Annotated in this window: 24 protein-coding genes; 14 read left to right on the top strand and 10 right to left on the bottom strand. The window is 63.1% G+C overall.

Annotation, left to right across the window (positions count from 1 at the left end; translation table 11 throughout):
- Nucleotides 1-782: ABC transporter transmembrane domain-containing protein (locus tag ACEW8Q_RS04375; RefSeq protein WP_373502834.1), on the bottom strand; the 782-nt coding region annotated here is incomplete at its 3' end.
- A gap of 166 nt (nt 783-948) precedes the next feature.
- Between ACEW8Q_RS04375 and rpmE the strand changes: the two genes are divergently transcribed.
- On the top strand, nt 949-1,170 hold the full coding sequence (gene rpmE / locus ACEW8Q_RS04370; protein ID WP_373502833.1) for a 50S ribosomal protein L31: 222 nt from the start codon (nt 949-951) through the stop codon (nt 1,168-1,170).
- Between the two features lie 59 nt (nt 1,171-1,229).
- On the opposite strand, the gene ACEW8Q_RS04365 is transcribed toward rpmE, so the two are convergent.
- From ACEW8Q_RS04365 to ACEW8Q_RS04355, 3 genes are all read right to left on the bottom strand, one after another.
- Nucleotides 1,230-2,108: a lytic transglycosylase domain-containing protein gene (locus ACEW8Q_RS04365; protein ID WP_373502832.1), complete on the bottom strand. Its 879-nt coding sequence runs from the start codon at nt 2,106-2,108 to the stop codon at nt 1,230-1,232.
- Between the two features lie 68 nt (nt 2,109-2,176).
- Nucleotides 2,177-2,701: a DUF1465 family protein gene (locus tag ACEW8Q_RS04360; RefSeq protein ID WP_373502831.1), complete on the bottom strand. Its 525-nt coding sequence runs from the start codon at nt 2,699-2,701 to the stop codon at nt 2,177-2,179.
- A gap of 324 nt (nt 2,702-3,025) precedes the next feature.
- Nucleotides 3,026-3,211, bottom strand: a complete 186-nt coding sequence (locus tag ACEW8Q_RS04355; protein WP_373502830.1) for a DUF1192 domain-containing protein — start codon at nt 3,209-3,211, stop codon at nt 3,026-3,028.
- A gap of 113 nt (nt 3,212-3,324) precedes the next feature.
- Between ACEW8Q_RS04355 and ACEW8Q_RS04350 the strand changes: the two genes are divergently transcribed.
- From ACEW8Q_RS04350 to ACEW8Q_RS04335, 4 genes are all read left to right on the top strand, one after another.
- Nucleotides 3,325-4,296 (top strand): NAD(P)H-quinone oxidoreductase, encoded by a 972-nt coding sequence (locus tag ACEW8Q_RS04350; RefSeq protein WP_373502835.1) that lies wholly within the window; start codon nt 3,325-3,327, stop codon nt 4,294-4,296.
- Nucleotides 4,297-4,417: 121 nt separating this feature from the next.
- On the top strand, nt 4,418-5,161 hold the full coding sequence (locus tag ACEW8Q_RS04345; RefSeq protein WP_373502829.1) for a DUF1013 domain-containing protein: 744 nt from the start codon (nt 4,418-4,420) through the stop codon (nt 5,159-5,161).
- A gap of 1 nt (nt 5,162) precedes the next feature.
- On the top strand, nt 5,163-5,762 hold the full coding sequence (locus tag ACEW8Q_RS04340) for a short chain dehydrogenase (protein WP_373502828.1): 600 nt from the start codon (nt 5,163-5,165) through the stop codon (nt 5,760-5,762).
- A gap of 51 nt (nt 5,763-5,813) precedes the next feature.
- Nucleotides 5,814-7,826: an FAD-dependent oxidoreductase gene (locus ACEW8Q_RS04335; protein ID WP_373502827.1), complete on the top strand. Its 2,013-nt coding sequence runs from the start codon at nt 5,814-5,816 to the stop codon at nt 7,824-7,826.
- A gap of 5 nt (nt 7,827-7,831) precedes the next feature.
- Here the strand turns inward: ACEW8Q_RS04335 and ACEW8Q_RS04330 are convergent, their stop codons facing one another.
- The 5 genes from ACEW8Q_RS04330 to ACEW8Q_RS04310 all read right to left on the bottom strand — a co-directional run bounded on the left by ACEW8Q_RS04330 (nt 7,832) and on the right by ACEW8Q_RS04310 (nt 13,193).
- Complete coding sequence (locus ACEW8Q_RS04330; RefSeq protein WP_373502826.1) at nt 7,832-8,275, bottom strand: N-acetyltransferase family protein; 444 nt, start codon at nt 8,273-8,275, stop codon at nt 7,832-7,834.
- Nucleotides 8,272-9,045 (bottom strand): SDR family NAD(P)-dependent oxidoreductase, encoded by a 774-nt coding sequence (locus ACEW8Q_RS04325; protein ID WP_373502825.1) that lies wholly within the window; start codon nt 9,043-9,045, stop codon nt 8,272-8,274. Before ACEW8Q_RS04325 ends, ACEW8Q_RS04330 begins: the two co-directional genes overlap by 4 nt.
- Nucleotides 9,046-9,118: 73 nt before the next feature.
- Nucleotides 9,119-11,173: a PhoX family phosphatase gene (locus ACEW8Q_RS04320; protein WP_373502824.1), complete on the bottom strand. Its 2,055-nt coding sequence runs from the start codon at nt 11,171-11,173 to the stop codon at nt 9,119-9,121.
- 117 nt (nt 11,174-11,290) lie between these two features.
- Entirely contained in the window at nt 11,291-12,031 is a 741-nt protein-coding gene (locus ACEW8Q_RS04315; RefSeq protein ID WP_373502823.1) for an SDR family NAD(P)-dependent oxidoreductase, read from the bottom strand.
- Between the two features lie 16 nt (nt 12,032-12,047).
- Nucleotides 12,048-13,193, bottom strand: coding sequence for an MFS transporter (locus tag ACEW8Q_RS04310; RefSeq protein WP_373502822.1), 1,146 nt, complete (start codon nt 13,191-13,193; stop codon nt 12,048-12,050).
- Nucleotides 13,194-13,349: 156 nt separating this feature from the next.
- Here ACEW8Q_RS04310 and ACEW8Q_RS04305 point away from each other — a divergent pair, with 156 nt between their 5' ends.
- Entirely contained in the window at nt 13,350-14,153 is an 804-nt protein-coding gene (locus tag ACEW8Q_RS04305; RefSeq protein ID WP_373502821.1) for a DUF2189 domain-containing protein, read from the top strand.
- Nucleotides 14,153-14,920, top strand: a complete 768-nt coding sequence (locus ACEW8Q_RS04300) for an arginase family protein (protein ID WP_373502820.1) — start codon at nt 14,153-14,155, stop codon at nt 14,918-14,920. Before ACEW8Q_RS04305 ends, ACEW8Q_RS04300 begins: the two co-directional genes overlap by 1 nt.
- Here ACEW8Q_RS04300 and ACEW8Q_RS04295 read toward each other — a convergent pair.
- Nucleotides 14,917-15,480: a hypothetical protein gene (locus ACEW8Q_RS04295; protein WP_373502819.1), complete on the bottom strand. Its 564-nt coding sequence runs from the start codon at nt 15,478-15,480 to the stop codon at nt 14,917-14,919. The genes ACEW8Q_RS04300 and ACEW8Q_RS04295 overlap by 4 nt on opposite strands.
- 230 nt (nt 15,481-15,710) lie before the next feature.
- Here ACEW8Q_RS04295 and ACEW8Q_RS04290 point away from each other — a divergent pair, with 230 nt between their 5' ends.
- The 7 genes from ACEW8Q_RS04290 to ACEW8Q_RS04260 are packed head-to-tail and all read left to right on the top strand — an operon-like array spanning nt 15,711 to nt 21,303.
- The gene (locus tag ACEW8Q_RS04290; protein ID WP_373502818.1) at nt 15,711-16,829 is read left to right on the top strand and encodes a phosphatase PAP2 family protein; all 1,119 of its coding nucleotides are present in this window, start codon (nt 15,711-15,713) and stop codon (nt 16,827-16,829) included.
- 3 nt (nt 16,830-16,832) lie between these two features.
- Nucleotides 16,833-17,942: a phosphatase PAP2 family protein gene (locus ACEW8Q_RS04285; protein ID WP_373502817.1), complete on the top strand. Its 1,110-nt coding sequence runs from the start codon at nt 16,833-16,835 to the stop codon at nt 17,940-17,942.
- A 51-nt stretch (nt 17,943-17,993) separates the two neighbouring features.
- Nucleotides 17,994-19,619, top strand: coding sequence for an acyl-CoA synthetase (locus ACEW8Q_RS04280; protein WP_373502816.1), 1,626 nt, complete (start codon nt 17,994-17,996; stop codon nt 19,617-19,619).
- Nucleotides 19,620-19,621: 2 nt separating this feature from the next.
- A complete protein-coding gene (locus ACEW8Q_RS04275) occupies nt 19,622-19,915 on the top strand; it encodes a Dabb family protein (RefSeq protein ID WP_373502815.1) in 294 nt (97 codons plus the stop codon).
- 15 nt (nt 19,916-19,930) lie between these two features.
- Nucleotides 19,931-20,434 (top strand): cupin domain-containing protein, encoded by a 504-nt coding sequence (locus ACEW8Q_RS04270; protein ID WP_373502814.1) that lies wholly within the window; start codon nt 19,931-19,933, stop codon nt 20,432-20,434.
- A 58-nt stretch (nt 20,435-20,492) separates the two neighbouring features.
- Entirely contained in the window at nt 20,493-20,879 is a 387-nt protein-coding gene (locus ACEW8Q_RS04265) for an antitoxin Xre/MbcA/ParS toxin-binding domain-containing protein (RefSeq protein WP_373502813.1), read from the top strand.
- Between the two features lie 16 nt (nt 20,880-20,895).
- On the top strand, nt 20,896-21,303 hold the full coding sequence (locus tag ACEW8Q_RS04260; RefSeq protein WP_373502812.1) for an RES family NAD+ phosphorylase: 408 nt from the start codon (nt 20,896-20,898) through the stop codon (nt 21,301-21,303).
- Nucleotides 21,304-21,425: the final 122 nt, after the last annotated feature.

Here is a 21,425-nt window from a genome sequence, read left to right as displayed (position 1 = left end):
GCGGTCAGCACGGCCCGCGCAAAGGTGCGGCGGGCGGCTGCGCCGAAGGCTGTTGCCGTTGCTGCCGAGAACTCCCGCCGCGCGGCATTCTCCTGCACGTTGGACTGGACGGTTGAAACGGCTGACAGCCGCTCCTGCGCGAAGGCGGCAGATGACGCCAGCGTATCCTGGGCCTGGCGCGACAGGCTGCGCACCCGCCTGCCATAGATGACGAGCGGCAACACGACCAGCGGCAGGGCCAGGAGCGACAGGCCTGCGAGCCTCGGGCTGGTCAGCACCATCATCACGATTGTGCCGATCAGCATCACCACGTTGCGAAGCGCGATCGATGCCGTCGACGAGAAGGCCGCCTTGATCTGCGTCGTGTCTGCGGTGAGACGCGAGACCACCTCGCCCGTGCGCTGGGTTTCGAAAAATCCGGGACTGAGATTGAGCAGATGGCTGAACAGCGCGTCCCGCACATCGGCGACGACGCGCTCACCCAGCCACATCACGTAGTAGAAGCGGATGGACGAGCCCAGCGCCAGCACCACGACGACCGCCATCATCCCCAGGAAATACTGGTCGACGAGGGCGGCATTGGAGGCGGAGAAGCCGTTGTCGATGACGCGGCGGACGGCGAGAGGCACGATCAGCGTGGCGCCGGCAGCCGCCAGAAGCGCCAGCAGGGCCAGCACCATCCTGCCCCTGTATTTCGACAGGAACGGGGTGAGGCGGAGGAGGGGTTTCAGGTTGCGGCTCTTGGGCCGGCGCCGTGCTTCTTCTTCGTAAACGCTGCTCATGTGCCGTGTTCTAGCGGATAAGCCGGAGGATGGAAGGGGCTGGCGTCATCTCGTGGTCCGGAACAGCCGTCTTGCCTCGGCCAGCCATCTCCTGTATAGCGCCGCCGAACCCGGAATTTACCAGTCCATGCGCGGGGTCGTGCCCGCCACAGAGAGAGTTATTGCCATGAAGCAAGGCATCCATCCCGAATACCACATGATCAACGTGGTGATGACCGACGGCACCACCTTCCAGACCCGCACCACCTGGGGCAAGTCTGGCGACACGATGAACCTCGACATCGATCCGAAGTCGCACCCGGCGTGGACCGGCGGCCAGCAGACCCTGCTCGACCGCGGCGGCCGCGTGTCCAAGTTCAATCAGAAGTTCGGCTTCCTCAACAAGTAAGACATCCTCGCGGATGCGCGAAAGCCCGGCCATTGGCCGGGCTTTTTGCATTTCGGAATTCAGTTCTTCTCGACCATGCAGGCGCCGCCAAGTGAGGTGATCTGGTTGCAGAGTTTCTGCGCTTCGGCGCGGCTGTCGCGGCCCACCATGACGCGGACCATCTTGCGGCGGCCCATCGAGAGGTTGCGCTTACGCAGCACCAGCGGTTCCTCGGCTTTGAGAACCGCGTAGCGGTTGCGGATGACGCGGAAGGCCTGCAGCGCGCGGCGCTCGGAGAAGCCGCCCGACAGGACCACGCCCCATGGCTTCCAGTTGGCGCGCTTGATCTCGAGCTGCTGCGGCGAAAGCTCGCGCATCACCAGGCTCTGGCATTGCTCGGTGAAGGTGCCCGACTTGCCGATGGCCGGAATCTCGAAGCTGGCATCGTCGGCCTTCCAGTCGTCATGGGTGCGGCCGGTGATCGAGAGCACATAGTCCTGCGTCTCGTAGGGCAGGCCCGACTTGTCCGCCAGCCAGCGGCGGACCCGTTCCTCGCCCGCATTGTAGGCCGCCGCCGCGCGGCCAAGATTGCCGAAGTTGGTGCGGAGTTCGGCAAGGTAAGCCGCCGAGGCCACGAGCGCCTGCTTGGGGTCGAAGGGATCGGCAAGGCCCCTGAGCTTCGCCGTGCCCGGCATGAACTGGGCGAGGCCCTGCGCGCCCTTGGGGCTGACCGCACCGGGATCGAACAGGCTTTCCTTCCAGATGAGCCTGGCCATGAAGGCCTCGGGCAGCTTGTGCTCGGCGGCCCTGGCCTGCATTTCGCCGCAGATGGACGTGGCGAAGGTCTTGCGTTCGTCCTCGGTCCTGGGGAGGGGGGGCGGTGCCACGGCTTCCTCTGCTGCCGCCACCATGGGCAGCAGGCACATCAGAACAGCGGCGATGGCAGCGAAGGCGCGCAAATCCTCTCCTGTGGCCAGAACGGACCTCCGGCGGATAGGCGCCAGTTAAGGCAAATCGATGGGTGGGCTCAAGCCCTTCCCACCTTCAGGACGGCGGCGAGGCGGTCGATCTGGCTGTTCACCGGGCTCGATTGCTCGGTCGCCTCAGCCTTGGCCTGCATGTTGAGCATGACATCGAGCTTGAGGACACGCTGGTGCAGGGAGAGCGAACGCTCGACGATGTCCAGAAGGCCCGCGGGAAGCTGTTCGGAGCCTGAAAGCGGGTTGCCGCGGCCGATGTCGGTCAGGCTGATGCGGTGCTTTTCCTTGCGTGCTTCTTCCTGGCTCATCTCGCCCGCCCCGATCGCGCGCTGCAGCAGGAGCCACGAGGCCAGCTGCATGAGGCGGGTGGTCAGTCGCATGCTCTCGGTGGCATAGGCGACAGCACCGTGGCGGTCGAGCATTCGGGCATCCTGGCGGCCAGGACCGTCGAGATAGTTGGCGGTTTCCTCCACAAGGCTCATGCCCTCCCTGAAGACCTTTTCGAACTGGTCGGACGACGTGAAGCGGGAGAGGAAATCGACAGTGACGGGGGTGGTCTCGGCGGACACCATGCTGAATTTATCCTTAAGCTCTTTCTTACGATTGAGCGGAACGGGCTTGGATAATGATCCGAGGGACAGTCGGGGTCAATAAGCAGCGAACCGTCTTGCTGTGGGTAAGTCGGTCAGCAAGACTGGTGCCAGTTTTGGAGGCAAAAAAAAGCCGCGCGGTTGGCGCGGCTTCGAGTTCTTAAACAGGGAGGCGTCAAACAGAGTGACAGGAGCCACTCGGAGCAATCCGGTCAAGGATTACAATTTAAGAAATATCGTTAATTCCTTACCAAAGAGTTAATGAAAGCCGACGTTAAGGCAAACGATTGCTGAATCGGTCGCGTCTCAGGACCGGAAAAACGCGTCCGCAGCGCTCTTCGAGGCCTGTTTGGAGGCGATTGCAGCCTTGACGCGTGCAATCTCGGACTCCAAGGCCTGAACACGCTGTTCCAGTTCGGACACCGACAGTAGGTCGAGGTTCTCGCCGATCACCACGCCGGCGGGCTTCTTGGGCAGGTCTTCGAAACTCATGGCAGCACTCCCTAGCCTGTCTTCACATTGGGCCATTTTCTCATTGTGGGCCACAAGACTTCAACCCACACTGTGCCGGAATCGTTTTGAGCGGAGGACATGCCATGCAGGAGATGACCGCAATCGCCATCAGCCAGCCCGGAGGGCCGGAAGTCCTGACGCCGGTGAAGCTGCCGGTGCCGGTGCCGAAGCCGGGCGAAATCCTGGTGAGGGTGAAAGCTGCCGGTGTGAACCGGCCGGACGTGCTGCAGCGCCAGGGCGGCTATCCGCCCCCACCCGGCGCGCCGCTGACACCTGGCCTCGAGATTGCCGGCGAGGTCGTGGGACTGGGCGAGGGCGTCAAGCGCTATGAGGCGGGCGACCGCGTCTGCGCGCTGGTGCCCGGCGGCGGCTATGCCGAGTATGCCGTGGTTCACGAGAGCAACGCGCTGCCCGTGCCGCCAGGGCTCTCCTTCACGGAATCCGCCGCCATTCCCGAGACCTTCTTCACGGTGTGGACCAATGTGTTCGACCGTGGCCGCCTGAGGGAGGGCGAGACGCTTCTCGTCCACGGCGGCTCCAGCGGCATCGGCACGACGGCCATCATGCTGGGTAAGGCCATGGGGGCCATCGTCGTTGTGACGGCGGGTTCCGACGAGAAATGCCAGGCCTGCCTCGAACTGGGCGCCGACCATGCCATCAATTACCGGAACGAGGACTTCGTGGCCGCACTGGCCGCCAAGGGCCTCAAGCCAGACGTGATCCTCGACATGGTGGGCGGCGACTATGTCGCGAAGAACCTCAAGGCTGCCAACATGCATGGCCGCATCGTGATGATCGCCTTCCAGAAGGGATCGAAGGTCGAGGCGGACTGGATGCCCATCATGCTGAAGCGGCTGACCTTCACGGGCTCCACCCTGCGGCCGCGCAGCGTGGCCGAGAAGGCCGAGATCGCCCGGGCACTAGAGAAAACCGTCTGGCCGCTGTTCGGCGCCGAGCAGTTGAAGCCCATCATCTACCGGACCTTCCCGCTGGCGCAGGCGGCGGAGGCCCATGCGCTGATGGAATCAAGCGAGCATATCGGCAAGATCGTGCTGGTCACGTAGCTACGGTCCCGCCAAAATCACATTGCGCCGGAGGGCCTGGGCATTTATATGAAACCCATCCCGAACAAGCTGTCGCAAAGACAGAGGACCGGAAATACCGGTTCTCAAGGAGTGAAAGAGCATGTCCCGCATACCGCTGATGCCGAAAGCCACTGCCGTGTGGCTGGTCGAGAATACTGGCCTCACCTTCCGCCAGATCGCCGATTTCTGCCATCTCCATGAACTCGAGGTGAAGGGCATCGCCGACGGCGACGTGGCGGCGGGCATCAAGGGCATGGACCCGATCACCGGCGGCCAGCTGACCCGCGAGGAAATCGAGAAGGGTGAGAAGAACCCGGACTACCGGCTCAAGATCCTCGAGTCGAAGGTCAACATCCAGGTGCAGAAGGCAACGTCCGGCCCGCGCTACACGCCGGTGTCGCGCCGCGGTGACCGGCCGGATGCGATTGCCTGGCTGATCCGCTATCATCCCGAGTTGCCCGACTCATCCATCATGAAGCTCGTCGGCACAACCAAGTCGACGATTGCCTCGGTGCGCGAGCGGACCCACTGGAATGCCGCCAACATCAAGCCTGTCGATCCGGTCTCGCTCGGCATCTGCTCGCAGCTCGACCTCGACTTCGCCGTGCAGAAGGCCGCGCGCAAGGCGGGCAAGCCGATGAACGAAGTGATCCCTGTGCGCACGCTGATCCCGGCGTCGGAAGTGGAAGGCACCGCCGCCCACCTCGCCTCCATGGTTGACGAAACCCAGCCGACCTTTGCGCCCTCCGAGCCTGCGCCGAAGGATGCCGAGCCCCAATACAGCGCCGACTCGGTTTTCGCCAAGCTGAAGACCCTGAAGCGCAAGGACGGGGACGAGGACTAACATGCGGATCCTGATTGCGGGTGCCAAGGGAACGGTCGGCCAAGCGGCGGTGAAGGAACTGTCGCGCCGCCACGAGATCGTGACGGCGGGCCGCACATCGGGCGATGTGACCGTCGACCTCATGGACGCGGACTCGATTCGCGCGATGTTCGAAAAGATCGGCAAGGTCGATGCCGTGATCGCCACGGCGGGTCATGTGCATTTCGGACCACTTGCAGCTATGACGCCGGAGCAGTTCCGTAAGGGTCTTGATGACAAGCTGATGGGGCAGGTCAACCTCGTGCTGCTCGGTCATGCCTTCGTCAATGACGGCGGCTCCTTCACGCTGACCAGCGGCGTGCTCGACCGCGACCCGGTGCGGGCCGGCGCAAATGCCGCAGCTGTCAACGGCGCCATCGGGGCTTTCGTCAAGTCCGCTGCGATCGAAATGCCGCGCGGCATCCGCATCAATGCGGTGAGCCCCGGGCTGCTCGAAGAATCGGCCGAGAAATACGATGGTTTCTTTCCCGGCCACGAGCCTGTGTCATCCGCTCGCGTGGGCCTCGCCTATGCGAAAAGCGTGGACGGCGGGCTGACGGGACAGATTATCATCGTCGAGTAATTGCGCGAACGCGGGCGCGCTTGCTAGCCTCTATCCAAAGAGGAGTGAGCCATGCCGCGCGACCCCCGATTCGATATCCTGTTCGAGCCCGTGAAGCTTGGGCCCGTGACAGCGCCGAACCGCTTCTACCAGGTGCCGCATTGCACCGGCATGGGTTACCAGCTTCCCGCAACGCTCAATGCCATGCGCGGCATCAAGGCAGAAGGCGGCTGGGGCGTGGTCAATACTGAATGCTGTTCCATTCATCCGTCGTCTGACGATATTCCGGCACCCTTCGCCTCGCTGTGGGACGAGGGCGATGTCCGCAACATGGCGGCGACGGCGGACGCTGTGCATGTCCACGGTGCGCTGGCGGGCGTCGAGCTCTGGCATGGCGGCTTGCGCTCTTCCAACCTGCAATCGCGCGAGACCGCGATCGGCCCGGACAGCCTGCCGGTGGCGAGCGATCCCTGGCAATGCGCGCGGATGGACTTGGATGACATTCGCGAGGTAAGGCGCTGGCACCTTGCTGCGGCCAAGCGCGCGAAGCAGGCGGGAATGGACATTGTCTATGTCTACACCGCGCATACCTACTTGCTGGCGCAGTTCCTCGATGCGGATATCAATCAGCGTGCGGATGAGTATGGCGGCAGCATGGTCAACCGCTCGCGGTTGCTGCGTGAAATTCTTGCCGACACGCGTGAGGCCGTAGGTGACCGTTGCGCGGTGGCCGTCCGCATCGAGATCGACAACGAGGAGGGCGCGGGAGAAGACGAGCGGAGCGCGCTGCTGGCCTCGCTGGCGCCGATGGTCGATCTCTTCAACGTGACGATCTCCGACTACACGCAGGAGATGGGCGTCTCGCGTTTTGTAAAGGAAGCTTCGCTTGAACAGCGCATCGCGCATGTGCGGAAGGTGACGGAAAAACCCGTGGTGAGCGTTGGCCGCTTCACCTCGCCCGAGACCATGCTGAGCCAGGTGAAGCGCGGCATCGTCGACCTGATCGGGGCGGCGCGTCCCTCGATTGCCGATCCCTTCCTGCCCGCAAAGATCCGTGATGGCCATGAGGACGACATCCGCGAATGTATCGGCTGCAACATCTGCTACGCCTGCGACGGGCGGGGTGTTGCGATCCGCTGCACGCAGAACCCGACGATGGGCGAGGAGTGGCGGCGCGGCTGGCATCCGGAACGGATAGCGGTCGCGAAAAACCGCGAGAAGGTGCTTGTGGTTGGCGCTGGGCCTGCCGGACTGGAAGCGGCACTTGCGCTCGGCAAGCGCGGGCTTGAGGTGACGCTTGCCGAGGCCTCACGCGAATTGGGTGGCCGGTTGCTCTGGGAAACGCGCCTGCCGGGCCTTGCCGAATGGGCCCGTGTGCGCGACTGGCGCGTGCATCAGTTGTCGAAGCTCTCCAATGTGGACATCTTCCGCGAGAGCCCAATGAGTGCCGAGGATATCGCGGAACTGGGACTTTCCCATGTGGCCGTTGCAACGGGCAGCCATTGGCGGAAGGATGGGCGCGGACGGTCGATCCGATCTGCAATCGCCAGCTATGATGACACGCGGACTTTCTCGCCTGAGGAGGTGATCGGCGGTGCACCGCTCAGCGGTGACGCGGTGGTGTTCGATGACGAGCACTATTACATGGGCTCGGTGTTGGCCGAGCACCTGGCCCGCAATGGACTTTCGGTGACCTATGTCACCAGCGAGGGCAAGGTTTCGGCGTGGTCGGAATATACAGCCGAGCAGGGCCGTGCCCATGCGCGCCTGCTTGAGCTTGGTGTGAACGTGACCGTCAACGCGACGGTTTCGGCGCTACGGCCCGGTGTGGCCGTCATTCGGTGCGCTTACTCGGGCCGCGAACATGAAGTCGCCTGCGGGGCCTTCGTGCCCGTCACATCCCGCGAGCCGGATGACTCGCTGTGGCAAGCGCTCAAGGGCATGCCGCTGTCGACACTGGTGCGGCTGGGCGATGCCAAGGCGCCCGGCATCATCGCGCAGGCGGTTTATGATGGGCACAAGTTTGCGCAGGAATTTGGTGAGGAACATGTCGCGGTGAAGCGAGAGCGTCCGCTCGTCTCCTGAACCTGTCAGGCCAGAGGCTTGCGGAAGACATCGTCCTCGGCGAAGTGCCCGGCCTTCTCCCCGGTGAGGCGCCAGCCCCGGCGGAGATAGAAGGCGTGGGCCTTCGTGCCCGCGCCTGTATCGAGCCGCGCTTCCGCGATGCCGTGAGACTTGATCCAAGTTTCGCAAACATCGAGCAGGGCGCTGCCGTGCCCCTTGCCCTCATGTTCGGGCAGAACGAAGAGAGCGAAGACATTGCCATCGCGCCGGTCCGCCATGGAGAAGCCGACAACCTCTCCTTCGGCTTCTGCCACCCAGCAGCCGAGATCACCCGCCTGCATGTCAGCGATGAGGCCTTCGGGCGTGATGCCGATGGCCGCCATCTGCTCGACCGAGAGGTGGTTCTCCGTCACCGAAGTGCGGACGCGGGTGATGTCGCCCATGTCCGCAGCCCGGCCAATGCGGATCATTCCTTGACCGGTACCGTGTAGTTCAGCGGCATGCGGCCGCCATCCACATAGATCGTTTCGCCGGTTACATAGCTCGCATCGTCGGACGCGAGGAAGGCGGCGATCGAGGCGACTTCCGAAGGCTCGCCGGCGCGGCCCATGGGGGTGCGCGACATCACGCGGTTCATGGCCGCCTTGTCGCTCACCACGCCCGCCAGCATGGAGGTGCGGATGGAGCCGGGGCCAATGGCGTTGACGCGGATGCCATGGGCCGCAAGTGAGATCGAGGTCGACCGCGTGAGTTGCGACACGCCGCCCTTCGACATGCAGTAGGTGACGATTGTCGGGATCGCCAGCGTATCGTTGACGGACGACATGTTGACGATGGCACCGGGCTTGCGGCCCGCCTGTGCCTGTTTCACCATGTGGCGTGCGCAGGCCTGCAGCATCAGGAATGAGCCCTTGAGGTTGATGCCGATCACGCGGTCGAACTCTTCCTCCGAGACGTCGAGAAAATCCCTGCCGACGGCGATGCCGGCATTGTTGACGAGAAGATCGACGGCGCCAAACTTCTGAACGACGCCCTCGACGAGCGCATTCACATCCGCCAATTTCGACACGTCGCAATGAACATAGGTGGCGCCGATGGCCTTGGCGGATTCAGCACCTGCCTCATCCAGAATGTCGGAGATGACCACGGTTGCGCCCTCGGCAATGTAGCGCTCGGCGATGGCGAGGCCGATGCCGCGCGCGGCTCCGGTGACGATGGCGATCCGGTCTTTCAGTTTCACGGCAAATCTCCTGCGGTTCGGCGTCCGTGATAGCGCCTCGCCGCAGGAGATCAAGTGTCGTCAGGTGGAGGCCTCAGGCGCCGATGATGCCGCCGTCATCGCGTGTGATGACCAGCGTGGCTGAGCGCGGAACCGTGCCCTTGTAGTCAGGAAAACCAGAGCCGAAATCTCCGGCGGCGAACTGCTCGTCCGTGGCATGACCGCCCGGATGCTGCACGTTGACGAACATGGTCTTCTGGTCCGGCGTGGTGACGACGCCAGTGATCTCCTGGCCCCATGGTCCTGTGAGGAAGCGGCGCACCTCGCCGGTCTTCGGGTCGGCCGCCAGCATCTGGTTCATGCCGAAGGGCGCCAGTGTGCCCTTCTGTTCGGGTCCGATGTCACCCATGTCCGTCTGTATCCACAGACGCGAGTTGGCATCGCACCACATGCCGTCCGGGCAGGCAAAGATCGAGTTCTCGTCCAGCGCCTTCCCGGTGAACAGAGCAGACGAGGTCTTCGTGCCAGCCAGCACGAACAGTTCCCACTGGAAAGTGGTTGCTGCGTGGTCGCCGTTCGCATAGCGCCAGCGGACGATCTGGCCGAAGTTGTTCTCGGCGCGCGGGTTCACCGCATCCACCTGAGTCTGGGCGCGGCGATTGTTGTTGGTCAGCGTGAAGTAGACTTCGCCGGTGTTCGGATCGACAGCGCCCCACTCAGGGCGGTCCATCTTGGTGGCACCGGCCTTGTCGGCAGCAAGCCGCGTGTTGACAAGAATGTCAGCGAGGTCGGCGAAGCCGTTCTCGGGTGTCAGCCCATTCTGGCCCGGCGCAAGCGCAAGCCATTCGCCTGAGCCGTCGGCATTGAACTTCGCTACATGGAGCGTGCCGTCGTCGAGCAGGCTGCCGTCGGCAGATGCCGGATCATAGGGCCTGGCTGATACGAATTTGTAGATGTACTCGAAGCGCGCGTCATCGCCCGAGTAGCAGACGATGGGCTTGCCAGCGGCGGCGGGGGCGAAGACGATGCCCTCGTGGGCAAAGCGGCCGAGTGCCGTGCGCTTCACCGGCACAGAGGCCGGATCATAGGGGTTGAACTCGATCATCCAGCCGAAAGTGTTGGGTTCGTTGCGATAATCCTCGGTAGCGGCGGCCCCTCTTGCCGAGGCATCGAAGCGCAGGACTTCATCCGAGCCGCCCACAGCCTTTTCCCAGCCGTAGCGAGACTTTTCGGCAGGCACACCGTAGCGGGCCTGTTCGCGCGGCAGGTTGGACTTCTGGTCCAGCTTGTCGGTGTTGACGAAGTAACCCGCCCAGTTTTCCTCCGCCGACATGTAGGTGTTCCACGGCGTCACGCCATGGGCGCAGTTGTTGAGGGTGCCGCGTGTACGGGTGCCATCCGGGCTGTACTTGGTCACGAGATGCGCCGAACCGCGGGCGGGGCCGGCGATATCCATCAGCGTGAGGCCGGTGATTCGACGGTTCATCGGGTCGGCAACAATGCCCCATTGCCCATCGGCGCCCTTCTTGATGCGAATGACAGAGCAGCCATGACCGTTGATTTCGGCCAGCACCTCATCGGCGTCGCGCATGCCGCTGGCATCGAACACCACAGTCTCATTATCAATCTTCTGGCCCTTCCACTTCGCGGCGTGAACGAAGCGTGGCTCGACATACTCGTGGTTCATCACGAGGAGACCATCTTCCGACGAGCCATCGATGGGAAAGAAGTGCATGCCGTCGTGGTGGCTGCCCACTTGCTGGGCCTGGTCAGCCCCGGTCACCATCCCCGGCTTGTATTCCGGCGTGGCCCCGTTGATCGGCGTTCCCCAGGGGGCCAGCACTTGAACCTTGTAACCTTCGGGAACGACAACGGCGTCTTCCTTGCTCACTGGAACGGCCTTGAAGCCGAGAAGGCCGGAGGCTGCAGTCGAGGATGCAAGTGCAGCCTTCGAGGTGACGGCGGGAACGCCATAGAGACCGGATGCAAGTGCGGCAAGGCTGCCGAGGATGAAACCGCGGCGCGAGGCGCGCGCGTCCATGACATCATAGAACGTCGGGTTAGCAGAGGTGTTGCTCGGACGCTCGTCGCCATGGGCGTAGTCGGGAGAAAGAGTATGGTGGGAATAGTCGTGTTCGTAGGATGACATGCCTGGCTCCTGTTGCTCTGTGTGCGATAGCTGCAGACCACGCGGCACTTGCAGCCGGCGCGGTATCAGAAGTGGAGGCTAGGAATGCTCTGTGACAGCGAGATTACAGCTGCGGATTCAGTACAGCCCGCCGCTGTCGGGATCGACGACGATGGAGGCGAGGGTCAGGTGGCGCGGGCGGCTCATGGCGAAGAGGGCGGCTTCCACGATGTCGCGGTTGGTCGCCCAGGACGATGTTTCCGGCGAGGCGTTCCACTCGGCTTCGTTCAGCGGTGAAATGTCCCTGATGTAAGATGGATAAATCGCCTGCACGCGCACGGGGCGGCCCTTGAGTTCCTGGCGCAGTCCGTCGTTCACGCCGGCCTGCCCGTGCTTGGCCGCGAAATAGGCGACGGATGCGCCGAGCAGCGGCGTGTTGGTGATGCCGGAAATAGACACGATGTTCATGATGTCCCCTGCGCCCGAGGCTTCGAGCAGCGGGATCAGGCCGCGCGTGAGCAGCAGCGTGCCGGTGACGATGCCGGTGATGGTCTGGCTGATGGCATACGCATCATGCTCGTCCATCTTGCCCGGAAGCCACTGCGAGGCGTTGTTGATGAGGATGTCGACGGGTTTTCCCTCGTCGCGCATGCGCTTGGCGAAAAGCGTGACCTCGGAAATATCCGCCATGTCGAGGCTGATGGTCTGGGGCCGCGTCCCGGTGCGGAGCCTTATCGATTCAGCAAGAGAGGTCATGTTCTCGCGGTTGCGGCCGGTCATGATGATCTCCGCGCCCTGATCCGCCAGTATGACCGCGAAGGCCGCACCCAGCCCCCGGCCCGCACCCGTCACGATGATCCGCTTGCTCTTGAAGCTCATGGCGTAACTCCCCGTTCTAGAATGTGTCGGCGGCCTGCACCGACCTGGCGAAGGCTGCGATGATAAGGGCCGCGGCGACGGTTAGGAAGAGGGCTGCGGGAAGTGATGACACTTCAGCCACAAAGCCGATGAGGGGCGGTCCGCATAGGAAGCCCGAATAGCCCAATGTCGTCACCGCTGCGATACCGCGTCCCGGGGCATCCGGTTCCAGCCTGCCGCCGCCCGCAAAGAGGACCGGGGCCACGTTGCCGATGCCGAGGCCCGCGAAGACGAAGGCCACGATGGCGACCCAGGGCGATGGAACGACCAGGGCTACGGCGGTGCCGGCCGCGGCCATGAGGGCGCTCACCGTCACCATCCGCACGGCACCCACCTGCTTGCGTATCCAGTCGCCGGTGAGGCGCGAGATCGACATGCCGCCCTGATAGAAGCCGAAGGCCAGCGCCGCGAAGCTCGCATCCACCAGAAACTTTTCGCGCATCATGATGGCGCCCCAGTCGAGAATCGAGCCTTCGATCATCAGGGCGAGGAAGCAGAGGAGGCCCAACCCGATGGTGGCGCGCGTGGGCCAGGCGAAGTGCGAGCCGGACAGGCCCTTGTCGGCATATGCCGGGAGATAGTAGCACATCGCCGCAAGCTGGATCGAAAGACAGAGGGCGGATGTGATGGCGGCCTGCGGCAACTCGCCGTAGAGCTTCAGCAGGGCAGCGCCGAGAAAGGCACCGGTCATCCCGCCGACGCTGAAAAGCCCATGGAACATCGAGAGCGTGGGAAGTCTCAACGCCTTCTCGACCGCGATGCCGTGGGCGTTCATTGCGACATCCATGCTGCCGATCATCATGCCCATGGCGAAGCCTGCGACAATGAACAGAGGCAGCGTGGGAGCGAGGATGGGGCCAAAGAACGTGAGGCAGAACAGGATGCCGGTGACGCCGGTGAGCCTTGCGCTGCCATAGCGGTTGATCAGTACTCCCGCCGTCGGCATGGAGCAGACGGCGCCGCCTGCAAGAGCGAGGAGCGCAAGGCCGAAGACGGCGGGGCCGACATCCAGCCGCTCCTTCGCGAGCGGAATGTGGGGGACCCAGGAACCGATGAGGATTCCATGCAGCAGGAAGGTGGCGCCCAGCGCCCAGCGGGCCTGAGAGGGGGTCGGCGGTGTCATGGCAATGTCGCTTCGTTTGTTGCGTTGCATGCCTAGCCGATTGCGCTGCGGCTTGCCACACGGCATTCTTGTTCCAATTGCGCACCGAGGTTGGGGAACGGCGGGGCGCGGCAAGAAGAACAAGAATCACCAGAATCCGGGAGGAGCCCCCTCGTCATGCCGTCAGACCAGACTGCCGCCGCCGCGACCCCGCGCAAGGAACGGCATCCCGTGAACACCATTGCCGTATCGGACGTGCTGCAGAGCCTGCGCGACGGACTACGGGATTTTCAGAGAGCGCCGGTCTATGGCCTGTTTCTCGGCCTCGTCTACGCGGCCTTCGGATGGCTGCTCTTGTACCTGATGATCGGGCTCGACTTCGGCTCCTATGTCTACCCGATGGTGACGGGCTTCGCGCTGGTGGCGCCTTTCGCGGCGGCGGGGTTCTATGAAGTGTCGCGGCGGCTGCAGAAGGGGCTGCCGCTCAGTTGGGGTGCGGTCTTCGGCTGCATCTTCGGGCCCGGCGGGAAAGCGGTGGGCATCATGGCCATCGTCACCACATTCTCCTATATCATCTGGCTCGATATCGCGGCGGCCCTCTATGTGATGTTCTTCAGCATGAAGCCGCCGCACTTCGCTGACCTGTTGACCGCGATCCTCACGACGCCGCAGGGTCTGGTGTTCTTCATCGTGGGCAACACGGTGGGCGCGGTTCTGGCGGGGCTGGTGTTTTCGATCATGGTCGTGTCGCTGCCCATGGTGTTCGACCGCGAGGTCGATTTCGTCACGGCGATGATCACGTCGGTCAAGTCGGTGCTGGCCAATCCGAAGCCGATGCTGCTGTGGTGCGTTATCATCGGCGTGCTGCTCGGGCTGTCGCTGCTCTCGGTCTTCGCAGGGCTCATCGTCACGTTGCCCATCCTCGGCCACGCAACGTGGCATCTCTACACACGCGTCGTGGCGCCGGAGAACCATATCTGATGATTGACCGCCGCATCGTTTCTCCGCGCTTCATCGGACGCATGGCCGGCGCGCCGCTACGGCTCGCGCAGCCGGGCGACAAGGTGATCAAGGCCGCGCCCGGTGCAGGCAGTGAATCGGAGAGCCTTGCTCCCATCCACATTGAGCTTGCCGATGCGGTGGCGGACGCTATCCGCGCCGGCGAGCGGCCCGTCGCCATCGTGGGCGACTGCTGCCAGGCCATTCCGCTGATGGCAGGCCTTGCACGCAATGGTGTTCATCCATCCATCGTCTGGCTCGACTCGCATGGTGACTTCAACACCTGGGAGACGACGCCCTCGGGCTTTCTCGGCGGCATGCCGCTTGCCATGCTCACCGGACGCGGCGACCAGGGGATGATGGAAGCCGTGGGCCTCGATCCGATTTCGGACCAGCGCGTGCTGCTGAGCGACGGCCGCGACCTCGATCCCGAAGAGCGTGAGCTGGTGAAGGCCTCCCGCATCCGTCACATGGAAGGTGTCATCGGCGTACCCTATGTGCTGCCCGATGGGCCGCTTTATCTTCACATCGACGCCGACATCATCGACTCGCGGCTGGCGCCTGCCTTTCTCTACGCGGTGAAGGGCGGTCCTTCTCCGGAAGGACTCCGCTCCGTCATCGAGGGTGTTCTCGCGTCGGGCCGTGTCGTGGCCATCTCGGTCACGGCAAGCTGGGATGCGGCGAAGGACGAGGACCGCGTGACTGAAACTGCGGTGAGACGCGCCGTGCAGCCACTGCTTGCAGGCTAGCTAGCCGCCGCAACGGAATGCAGGTGGACATCGGCCGCCTTGTTTCGCCTCAGGATTTCGACAGCCTTCAGTTCATGGGCTTCATCGCGAGTGCGCACCCAGACGAGCAGACCTCCTCTTTCGAGTTGATGCTGCAAATGCTCGCTGTGGTGCTTGCCTACTATTCTGGCCAGCAAACCGCCAATGAGCCCGGCTGAGCCGCCACCCGCGGCCGCGGCAACCAGAACTGTGCCGAATGCACCACCGGACGCAACCACCGCTCCCGCCGCGGCGAGTGCTCCCACATAGAACAACCCGCCTAGCAGAGCTCCCTCGGCGTCACCGATCGATTCAGTGGATACGAAAGCAGCGCGCGGTACATCTGGATCATCCTCCAGCGATCTTGCGTCACTGTAGATGTGTCCCAGCTTTTGCCTTACCGTTTCCTCGCCGGCGAGCAGGCTGATTTCTGCACGATCAAAGCCGCTCTCCTCCAGTTCCTCGATAGCACTCTCCATGTCCGAAGCGGCGCTGAAGACACCCACAGCTTCCCGAATGCTCAATGTCTCGTCGTTTGCCATTTTCTGCCTCCTGCAAAGGTTGCATCATTCCACAACAGGGACGCAGATCCATGATTTGGGTCAACTTTGCTGGATCACAAACCAGTCACCGATGCACTTCCCCGTCAGCGCCGCCCAAATCTCCACGAAGATCGCGGGGTTGATCGCGCCCACTGTCAATCTCGGCCGTTTCAGCCAATCTTAAGCCGTGCCTGCCATGGTCTGCCGGAAATCCAGAGGGATACGGCGGCATGGAACTTCGGGAAGGACCGGCAAGGGCGGGCGCCATCGGCATCCAGCCAGGTCGATTCCGCACGCTGCTGCGGCAGGGCTTTTCCGCCCATGGGCTGCTGCTGGGGCTGGCATTTGCCTATCTCGCGCTCTTCCAGTTGCTGAGCCTTGCCGTTCCGGGCGTCCGTGCCGGAGATGCCGGGGAAGTCATGCTCGGCATCCTGTTCTTTTCGGTGCCGGCGGTGCTCTTCGGACTCATGGTCTACCTCTTCATCCACATGGCGGCGGTGGACAAGCCGGATCGCCCGCTCCTCGCCCTCTATCGGCGCATGAAGGCGGTTCTGAGCGACCCGGAGCGCATGGCGGCGGGCATTCCCGCGGCGATTGCGCTTGTCATCTTCATGTTCGTGTTCACCATGCTGAAGGCATCGGTGAGCGTGCTGGTGCCGTTCTCGTGGGACGTCACCTTCGACCGCTGGGATACGATCCTGCATTTCGGCTACCGGCCATGGGAACTGCTGCAGCCTGTTTTCGGCTGGTGGCCGATCACCTTCCTCGTCAACCTCAATTACAACATGTGGTTCGTGGTGATGAACGTGTTCTGGGCCTATTACGCGTTCATCGCGAGGCCGGGGCCCGAGCGCACGCGCTTCTTTCTCTCCTACATGGGGATATGGATGGTAGGGGGCGGCTTGATGGCGGTGCTCTTCTCGTCCGCCGGCCCCTGCTACTTTACGCGGCTCGGCATTTCGCCCGACCCTTACGCACCGCTCATGGCCTATCTTGCAGAGGCCAATACGCACGCCCCGATCTGGGCGCTCGGCACGCAGGACATGCTGTGGAACCTGAAGCTTGAAGGCTCAGGGTTCGGCGGCGTCTCGGCCATGCCGTCCATGCACAATGCGACCGCCCTGCTTTTCGTGCTCATGTGCCCGTGGAAATCGGTGATCGTGAATCGATTGCTTGTGGCGCACATGGTGCTGATCCTCCTCGGCTCCGTCCATCTCGGCTGGCATTACGCAGTCGATGGCTACGTGGCCATCGCGCTGGCGCTGTGGGCCGCCATGGGGCCGGTGGCGCGCTGGTGGGAAGACCGCGCGGCCTGCCGCGACTTCAGTGCCGTTGCGGGAGGCGCCTGAGCCATGGCCTATATCGACAGCGCTTCCACCTCGCGCAGCGCCCGCATCGCATCTCTCATCGTGATGAGCTTCCGCGCGCAGTGGTTCTTTTTCGTCATCCCCGCGCTTTACTTGCTTACCAACTGGCTGATGCTGTCGCGGCTGCCAAAGCACGGCACGGCTCCGGTGCATCTGGTGCTGCTCGACCTCCTCAGTTTTGCGCTCCCCGTCGGCCTCATCGTCATGCTGGTGTTGCGGCTTGGTTACTTCGTGCTGGTGCTGAAGCCCGAGAGCCCCATCAAGGCGCTGGGCTCCGACATCGTCAACCTCGTTACACGCCCGAAGCTCATCATCAACGCGCTGCCGGTCTTCGCGGCCATGGTGTTCTTCAACAAGGCGATGATCGAGCTGAAGCCCGCCATTCCCGCCATCAACCCGTTCTCATGGGACGTGGCTTTCATGGAGTGGGACAGGGCGCTGCATTTCGGCGTCGATCCATGGGTGATCCTGCAGCCGGTGCTCGGCTATGACTACGTCACCTTCGCCATCAACATGGCTTATAATTTCTGGTTCGTGGCGCTGTTCTCGGCGTGGTTCTGGTTCGGTTTCCAGAAACAGGCCGGAGAGCTTCGCACACGGTTCTTCCTGTCGTATATGCTGGCCTGGTGGATCGGCGGCGGATTGCTCGCGGTGGCGTTCTCATCCGCGGGGCCCGTCTATTACGATGAGCTTGGCCTGTCGCCCGATCCCTATGTCGGACTTTTCGCCTATCTCAACGATGCCGACACGCGCATTCCACTGTGGTTCCTCGATACGCAGCAGATGTTGTGGGACGGCTACATCGGCAAGATCCCGGCGCTGGGGATTTCCGCTATGCCGTCCATGCACAATGCCTCCGCCGTGCTCTTCGCGCTGGCCTTCGCGCATGTGTCGAAGAAGCTCGGATGGTTCTTCGCCGCCTATGCGGTGATGATCCTGCTGGGCTCTGTTCATCTGGGCTGGCATTATGCCATCGATGGCTATGCCGGAATCCTCATTGCCGCATTCAGCTGGTGGGCCGCGGGGGTTGCATCGCGCTGGATTTCCGGGCTCGCGCTGACGAGGCGTTACAACGAAGGTCTCGCTTCGCTTTGAACGCGGAAGAGAGTGGTCTACAAGCATCCTGATAATTGTGAAGGGTGCCCCATGTCCGCTTATGCACATGATCTCGACAAGAATGCCGCCAACTATCAGCCGCTGACGCCGCTTTCGTTCCTGGCGCGCTCGGCTGCGGTCTATCCGGACAACGTGGCGATCATCCATGGGCGGCAGCGTACCACCTACAAGGAGTTCTATGCCCGCAGCCGGCAGCTTGCCTCATCGCTCGCCAAGGCGGGGATCGGCAAGGGCGATACCGTATCACTGCTGCTCGCCAACACGCCCGCCATGCTCGAATGCCACTACGGCGTGCCGATGACGGGCGGCGTGCTGAACACGCTGAACACCAGGCTCGACGCTGCCACCATCGCCTTCTCGCTGCAGCACGCGGAGACGAAGATCCTCATCGTCGACAAGGAATTTTCGAAGCTCACGAAGGATGCGCTGGCACTGAGCCCCAAGCCGCATCCGATCGTCATCGACTATGTCGATCCGGAGTATCCGGTCGATGGCGAGCGCGTCGGCTCGATCGACTACGAGCAGTTCCTCGGCAGCGGTGATCCGTCTTTCGAATGGCTGTGGCCTGCCGACGAGTGGGACGCGATCTCGCTCAATTACACGTCAGGCACCACAGGCAATCCCAAGGGCGTCGTCTATCATCATCGCGGCGCCTACCTGCTGGGTCAGGGCAATGTGCTGACGGGCGGCATGCCGAAGCACGCGGTCTATCTGTGGACGCTGCCGATGTTCCATTGCAACGGCTGGTGCTTTCCGTGGTCGCTCTCCGTCATCGGCGGCACCCATGTGACGTTGCGCTGGGTGCGCGCGAAACTGATCTGGGAAGCACTGGCCGAACACAGGGTCACGCATCTCTGCGGGGCACCCATCGTCATGTCGACGATCCTCAATGCGCCGCCGGAGGAAAAGAAATCCCTCTCGCAGAAGGTCGAGTTCTTTACCGCGGCGGCTCCACCTCCCGAGGCCGTGCTGAAAGCCATGGCAGAGGCGGGCTTCAACGTGACCCATCTTTATGGGCTGACAGAGTCGTATGGACCCGCCGTGGTCAACGACTGGAAGACCGACTGGGACAATCTCGATGGCTCGGACCGCGCGGCCAAGAAGGCACGCCAGGGGGTGCGCTATCACGCGCTCGAAGACCTGACCGTGATGGACCCGGAGACGATGGAGCGCGTGCCCGCCGATGGCGAGACCATGGGCGAAGTGATGTTCCGCGGCAACATCGTGATGAAGGGCTATCTGAAGAATGCGAAGGCCTCTGCCGATGCCTTCCGGGGCGGCTGGTTCCATTCGGGCGACCTCGGCGTGATGCATCCCGATGGCTACATCCAGCTCAAGGACCGCTCGAAGGACATCATCATTTCGGGCGGCGAGAACATTTCATCGATCGAGGTGGAAGACGTTCTCTACAAGCATCCCGCGATTCAGGCGGCCGCCGTGGTGGCGCGGCCCGACGACAAATGGGGCGAGACGCCTTGCGCCTTCGTGGAGCTGAAGCCCGGCAAGCAGGCGACGCCCGACGAGATCATCGAATGGTGCCGGCAGGGCATGGCGCGCTACAAGGTGCCCCGGCATGTGGTGTTCGTCGAACTGCCTAAGACATCAACCGGCAAGATCCAGAAGTTCAAGCTGCGCGATCTTGCGAAGGACGTCTGAGGATGATCCGGCATACCGTGGTGTTCCGGCTGAAGCATGCGGCGGGCTCGCCGGAGGAAGCAGCGTTCCTGTCAGGTGCGAAGGCACTTGCGAACATTCCGGGCGTGCAAGCCTTCGAGCAGTTGCGGCAGGTGAGCCCCAAGAACGAGTATGCCTTTGGCTTCTCGATGGAGTTTGCGGACGAGGCTGCCTACCGCGTCTACAACGATCACCCGGAGCATGTGGCCTTCGTGCGGGACCGCTGGATTCCGGAGGTCGCCGCCTTCATGGAAATCGACTACGTTCCACTCGGCTGAACGGAGAGGGTGCCAATGAGCAAGGATGCGTTCGACACGGCCGTGGTGCACTGGACCGGGATCGAGGACGATGGGTCATGGTCCTACGAGGGCTCGGATGAAAAGCACGCCCACAATGCCAACTTCTCCACACGGCTCGGCCTCATGCGGCTGGGGTGTCACCATGAGCGGCTGCCGCCTGGCCGCCGCGTCTCGTGGCCACATGCGGAGGCCGACGAGGAAGAATTCATCTATGTGATCGAAGGCGAGCCCGACCTGTGGCTCGACGGGCATGTGCGGCGGCTGCGGCCAGGCGATGGCGTTGGCTTCCCGTCGGGAACGGGCCTCGCCCATACCTTCATCAACAACACGGAGAGCGATGTCCGCCTTCTTGTCGTCGGCGAGGCATCGCGCCAGCGCAGCCGCATCGACTACCCTCTGCATCCCAAGCGCAACGCGGAGATTGGCGACAGGCATTGGAAGGATTGCCCGGTCCGGGAACTCGGACCCCACGATGGGCGTCCGGACAAGGCAAAATAGCCCTCGGCAAATGCCGTCTAGTCTTGCGGCAAATGGCATGGAGGATTATGTATGGGCCATGAGCATGCCGCAATCCATTGCCGTTCCCCTCGACTATGACCGGATCGAGCGCGGGGTTTCTGCCGCGCAGGTGCAGGATTTGATCCGCAAGGGGCTGATTTCGCGCGAGGATGTCTACCGCGCTGTGCCGGAACGCACCTTCAAGCGCAGGCTTGCGGAAAAGGGCAATCTCCGGATCGAGGAGGCCGATGCCATTGCCCGGCTGATGCGGGTGAACGGGCTGGCGCGCTGGGCCTTTGGCGAGGACGAGCAGGCGCAGCAATTCCTCGACCTTCCGAACCCCGTGCTCGGGGGGCGGGTGCCGCGCATGATGGCCGCCACGGACGCGGGCGCGCGGGAAGTTGAGGCTGTGCTCTATCGTTTTGCGTTCGGCGACTACAACTAGGCATGAGCGCGTAAGGATGGCCCTCGTCTGGCGACTGGTCGATCCGCGCTTTTCCTCCGATCTCGATGGCAGCGGCAACCGCATCCATGGCGCGCGTTGGAATTCGCCGGGGCGGGGTGTGCTCTACACCTCCGAAAACCTGTCGCTCTGCGTGCTCGAAACGCTGGTGCACCTGCCGGGCGCGCTGCGCACGCGGCTGCCGCCCCGCGTGGCGCTTCGCATTTCCTATCCCGATGATGCCGAGGTGATGGAGGTGCGGGCATTGCCCGAGACGGCACAGGCGGCGAAGTGCAAGGTCACCGGTGACCGCTGGCTGGACGAGGGCAAAACCTTGTTGCTGCGGGCGCCGTCCGCCGTGGTACTGCAGGAATTCAACGTGATGTTCAACCCGCTGCATCCGCTCATGGGTAGCCATCCGTCGTAGGCCGCCGGCTTTGCAGTCGGCGAGTTGGCGGGACTCAACGCTTCAGAAGCATGGGGTTGTCTTTGTGGATTTTGATCAGCTCCGCGAGGGTCTCGATTCCAAAGTCGGTGAACGCCATCACG

Origin of the sequence: Aestuariivirga sp. (genome assembly GCF_041738905.1) — a bacterium.
Classification (GTDB): Bacteria; Pseudomonadota; Alphaproteobacteria; order Rhizobiales; family Aestuariivirgaceae; genus Aestuariivirga.
This window is presented reverse-complemented; position numbering and strand designations above follow the sequence as displayed.

What these genes read in the sequence shown, in the direction of transcription:
- ACEW8Q_RS04315 (WP_373502823.1), bottom strand. Translation starts at nt 12,031, where the DNA reads ATGAGCTTCAAGAGCAAGCGGATCATCGTGACGGGTGCGGGCCGGGGG.
- ACEW8Q_RS04320 (WP_373502824.1), bottom strand. Translation starts at nt 11,173, where the DNA reads ATGTCATCCTACGAACACGACTATTCCCACCATACTCTTTCTCCCGAC.
- ACEW8Q_RS04355 (WP_373502830.1), bottom strand. Translation starts at nt 3,211, where the DNA reads ATGAGTTTCGAAGACCTGCCCAAGAAGCCCGCCGGCGTGGTGATCGGC.
- ACEW8Q_RS04270 (WP_373502814.1), top strand. Translation starts at nt 19,931, where the DNA reads ATGAGCAAGGATGCGTTCGACACGGCCGTGGTGCACTGGACCGGGATC.
- ACEW8Q_RS04280 (WP_373502816.1), top strand. Translation starts at nt 17,994, where the DNA reads ATGTCCGCTTATGCACATGATCTCGACAAGAATGCCGCCAACTATCAG.
- ACEW8Q_RS04295 (WP_373502819.1), bottom strand. Translation starts at nt 15,480, where the DNA reads ATGGCAAACGACGAGACATTGAGCATTCGGGAAGCTGTGGGTGTCTTC.
- ACEW8Q_RS04265 (WP_373502813.1), top strand. Translation starts at nt 20,493, where the DNA reads ATGAGCATGCCGCAATCCATTGCCGTTCCCCTCGACTATGACCGGATC.
- ACEW8Q_RS04290 (WP_373502818.1), top strand. Translation starts at nt 15,711, where the DNA reads ATGGAACTTCGGGAAGGACCGGCAAGGGCGGGCGCCATCGGCATCCAG.
- ACEW8Q_RS04335 (WP_373502827.1), top strand. Translation starts at nt 5,814, where the DNA reads ATGCCGCGCGACCCCCGATTCGATATCCTGTTCGAGCCCGTGAAGCTT.
- ACEW8Q_RS04305 (WP_373502821.1), top strand. Translation starts at nt 13,350, where the DNA reads ATGCCGTCAGACCAGACTGCCGCCGCCGCGACCCCGCGCAAGGAACGG.
- ACEW8Q_RS04285 (WP_373502817.1), top strand. Translation starts at nt 16,833, where the DNA reads ATGGCCTATATCGACAGCGCTTCCACCTCGCGCAGCGCCCGCATCGCA.
- ACEW8Q_RS04350 (WP_373502835.1), top strand. Translation starts at nt 3,325, where the DNA reads ATGACCGCAATCGCCATCAGCCAGCCCGGAGGGCCGGAAGTCCTGACG.
- rpmE (WP_373502833.1), top strand. Translation starts at nt 949, where the DNA reads ATGAAGCAAGGCATCCATCCCGAATACCACATGATCAACGTGGTGATG.
- ACEW8Q_RS04330 (WP_373502826.1), bottom strand. Translation starts at nt 8,275, where the DNA reads ATGATCCGCATTGGCCGGGCTGCGGACATGGGCGACATCACCCGCGTC.
- ACEW8Q_RS04275 (WP_373502815.1), top strand. Translation starts at nt 19,622, where the DNA reads ATGATCCGGCATACCGTGGTGTTCCGGCTGAAGCATGCGGCGGGCTCG.
- ACEW8Q_RS04300 (WP_373502820.1), top strand. Translation starts at nt 14,153, where the DNA reads ATGATTGACCGCCGCATCGTTTCTCCGCGCTTCATCGGACGCATGGCC.
- ACEW8Q_RS04260 (WP_373502812.1), top strand. Translation starts at nt 20,896, where the DNA reads ATGGCCCTCGTCTGGCGACTGGTCGATCCGCGCTTTTCCTCCGATCTC.
- ACEW8Q_RS04360 (WP_373502831.1), bottom strand. Translation starts at nt 2,701, where the DNA reads ATGGTGTCCGCCGAGACCACCCCCGTCACTGTCGATTTCCTCTCCCGC.
- ACEW8Q_RS04340 (WP_373502828.1), top strand. Translation starts at nt 5,163, where the DNA reads ATGCGGATCCTGATTGCGGGTGCCAAGGGAACGGTCGGCCAAGCGGCG.
- ACEW8Q_RS04310 (WP_373502822.1), bottom strand. Translation starts at nt 13,193, where the DNA reads ATGACACCGCCGACCCCCTCTCAGGCCCGCTGGGCGCTGGGCGCCACC.
- ACEW8Q_RS04345 (WP_373502829.1), top strand. Translation starts at nt 4,418, where the DNA reads ATGTCCCGCATACCGCTGATGCCGAAAGCCACTGCCGTGTGGCTGGTC.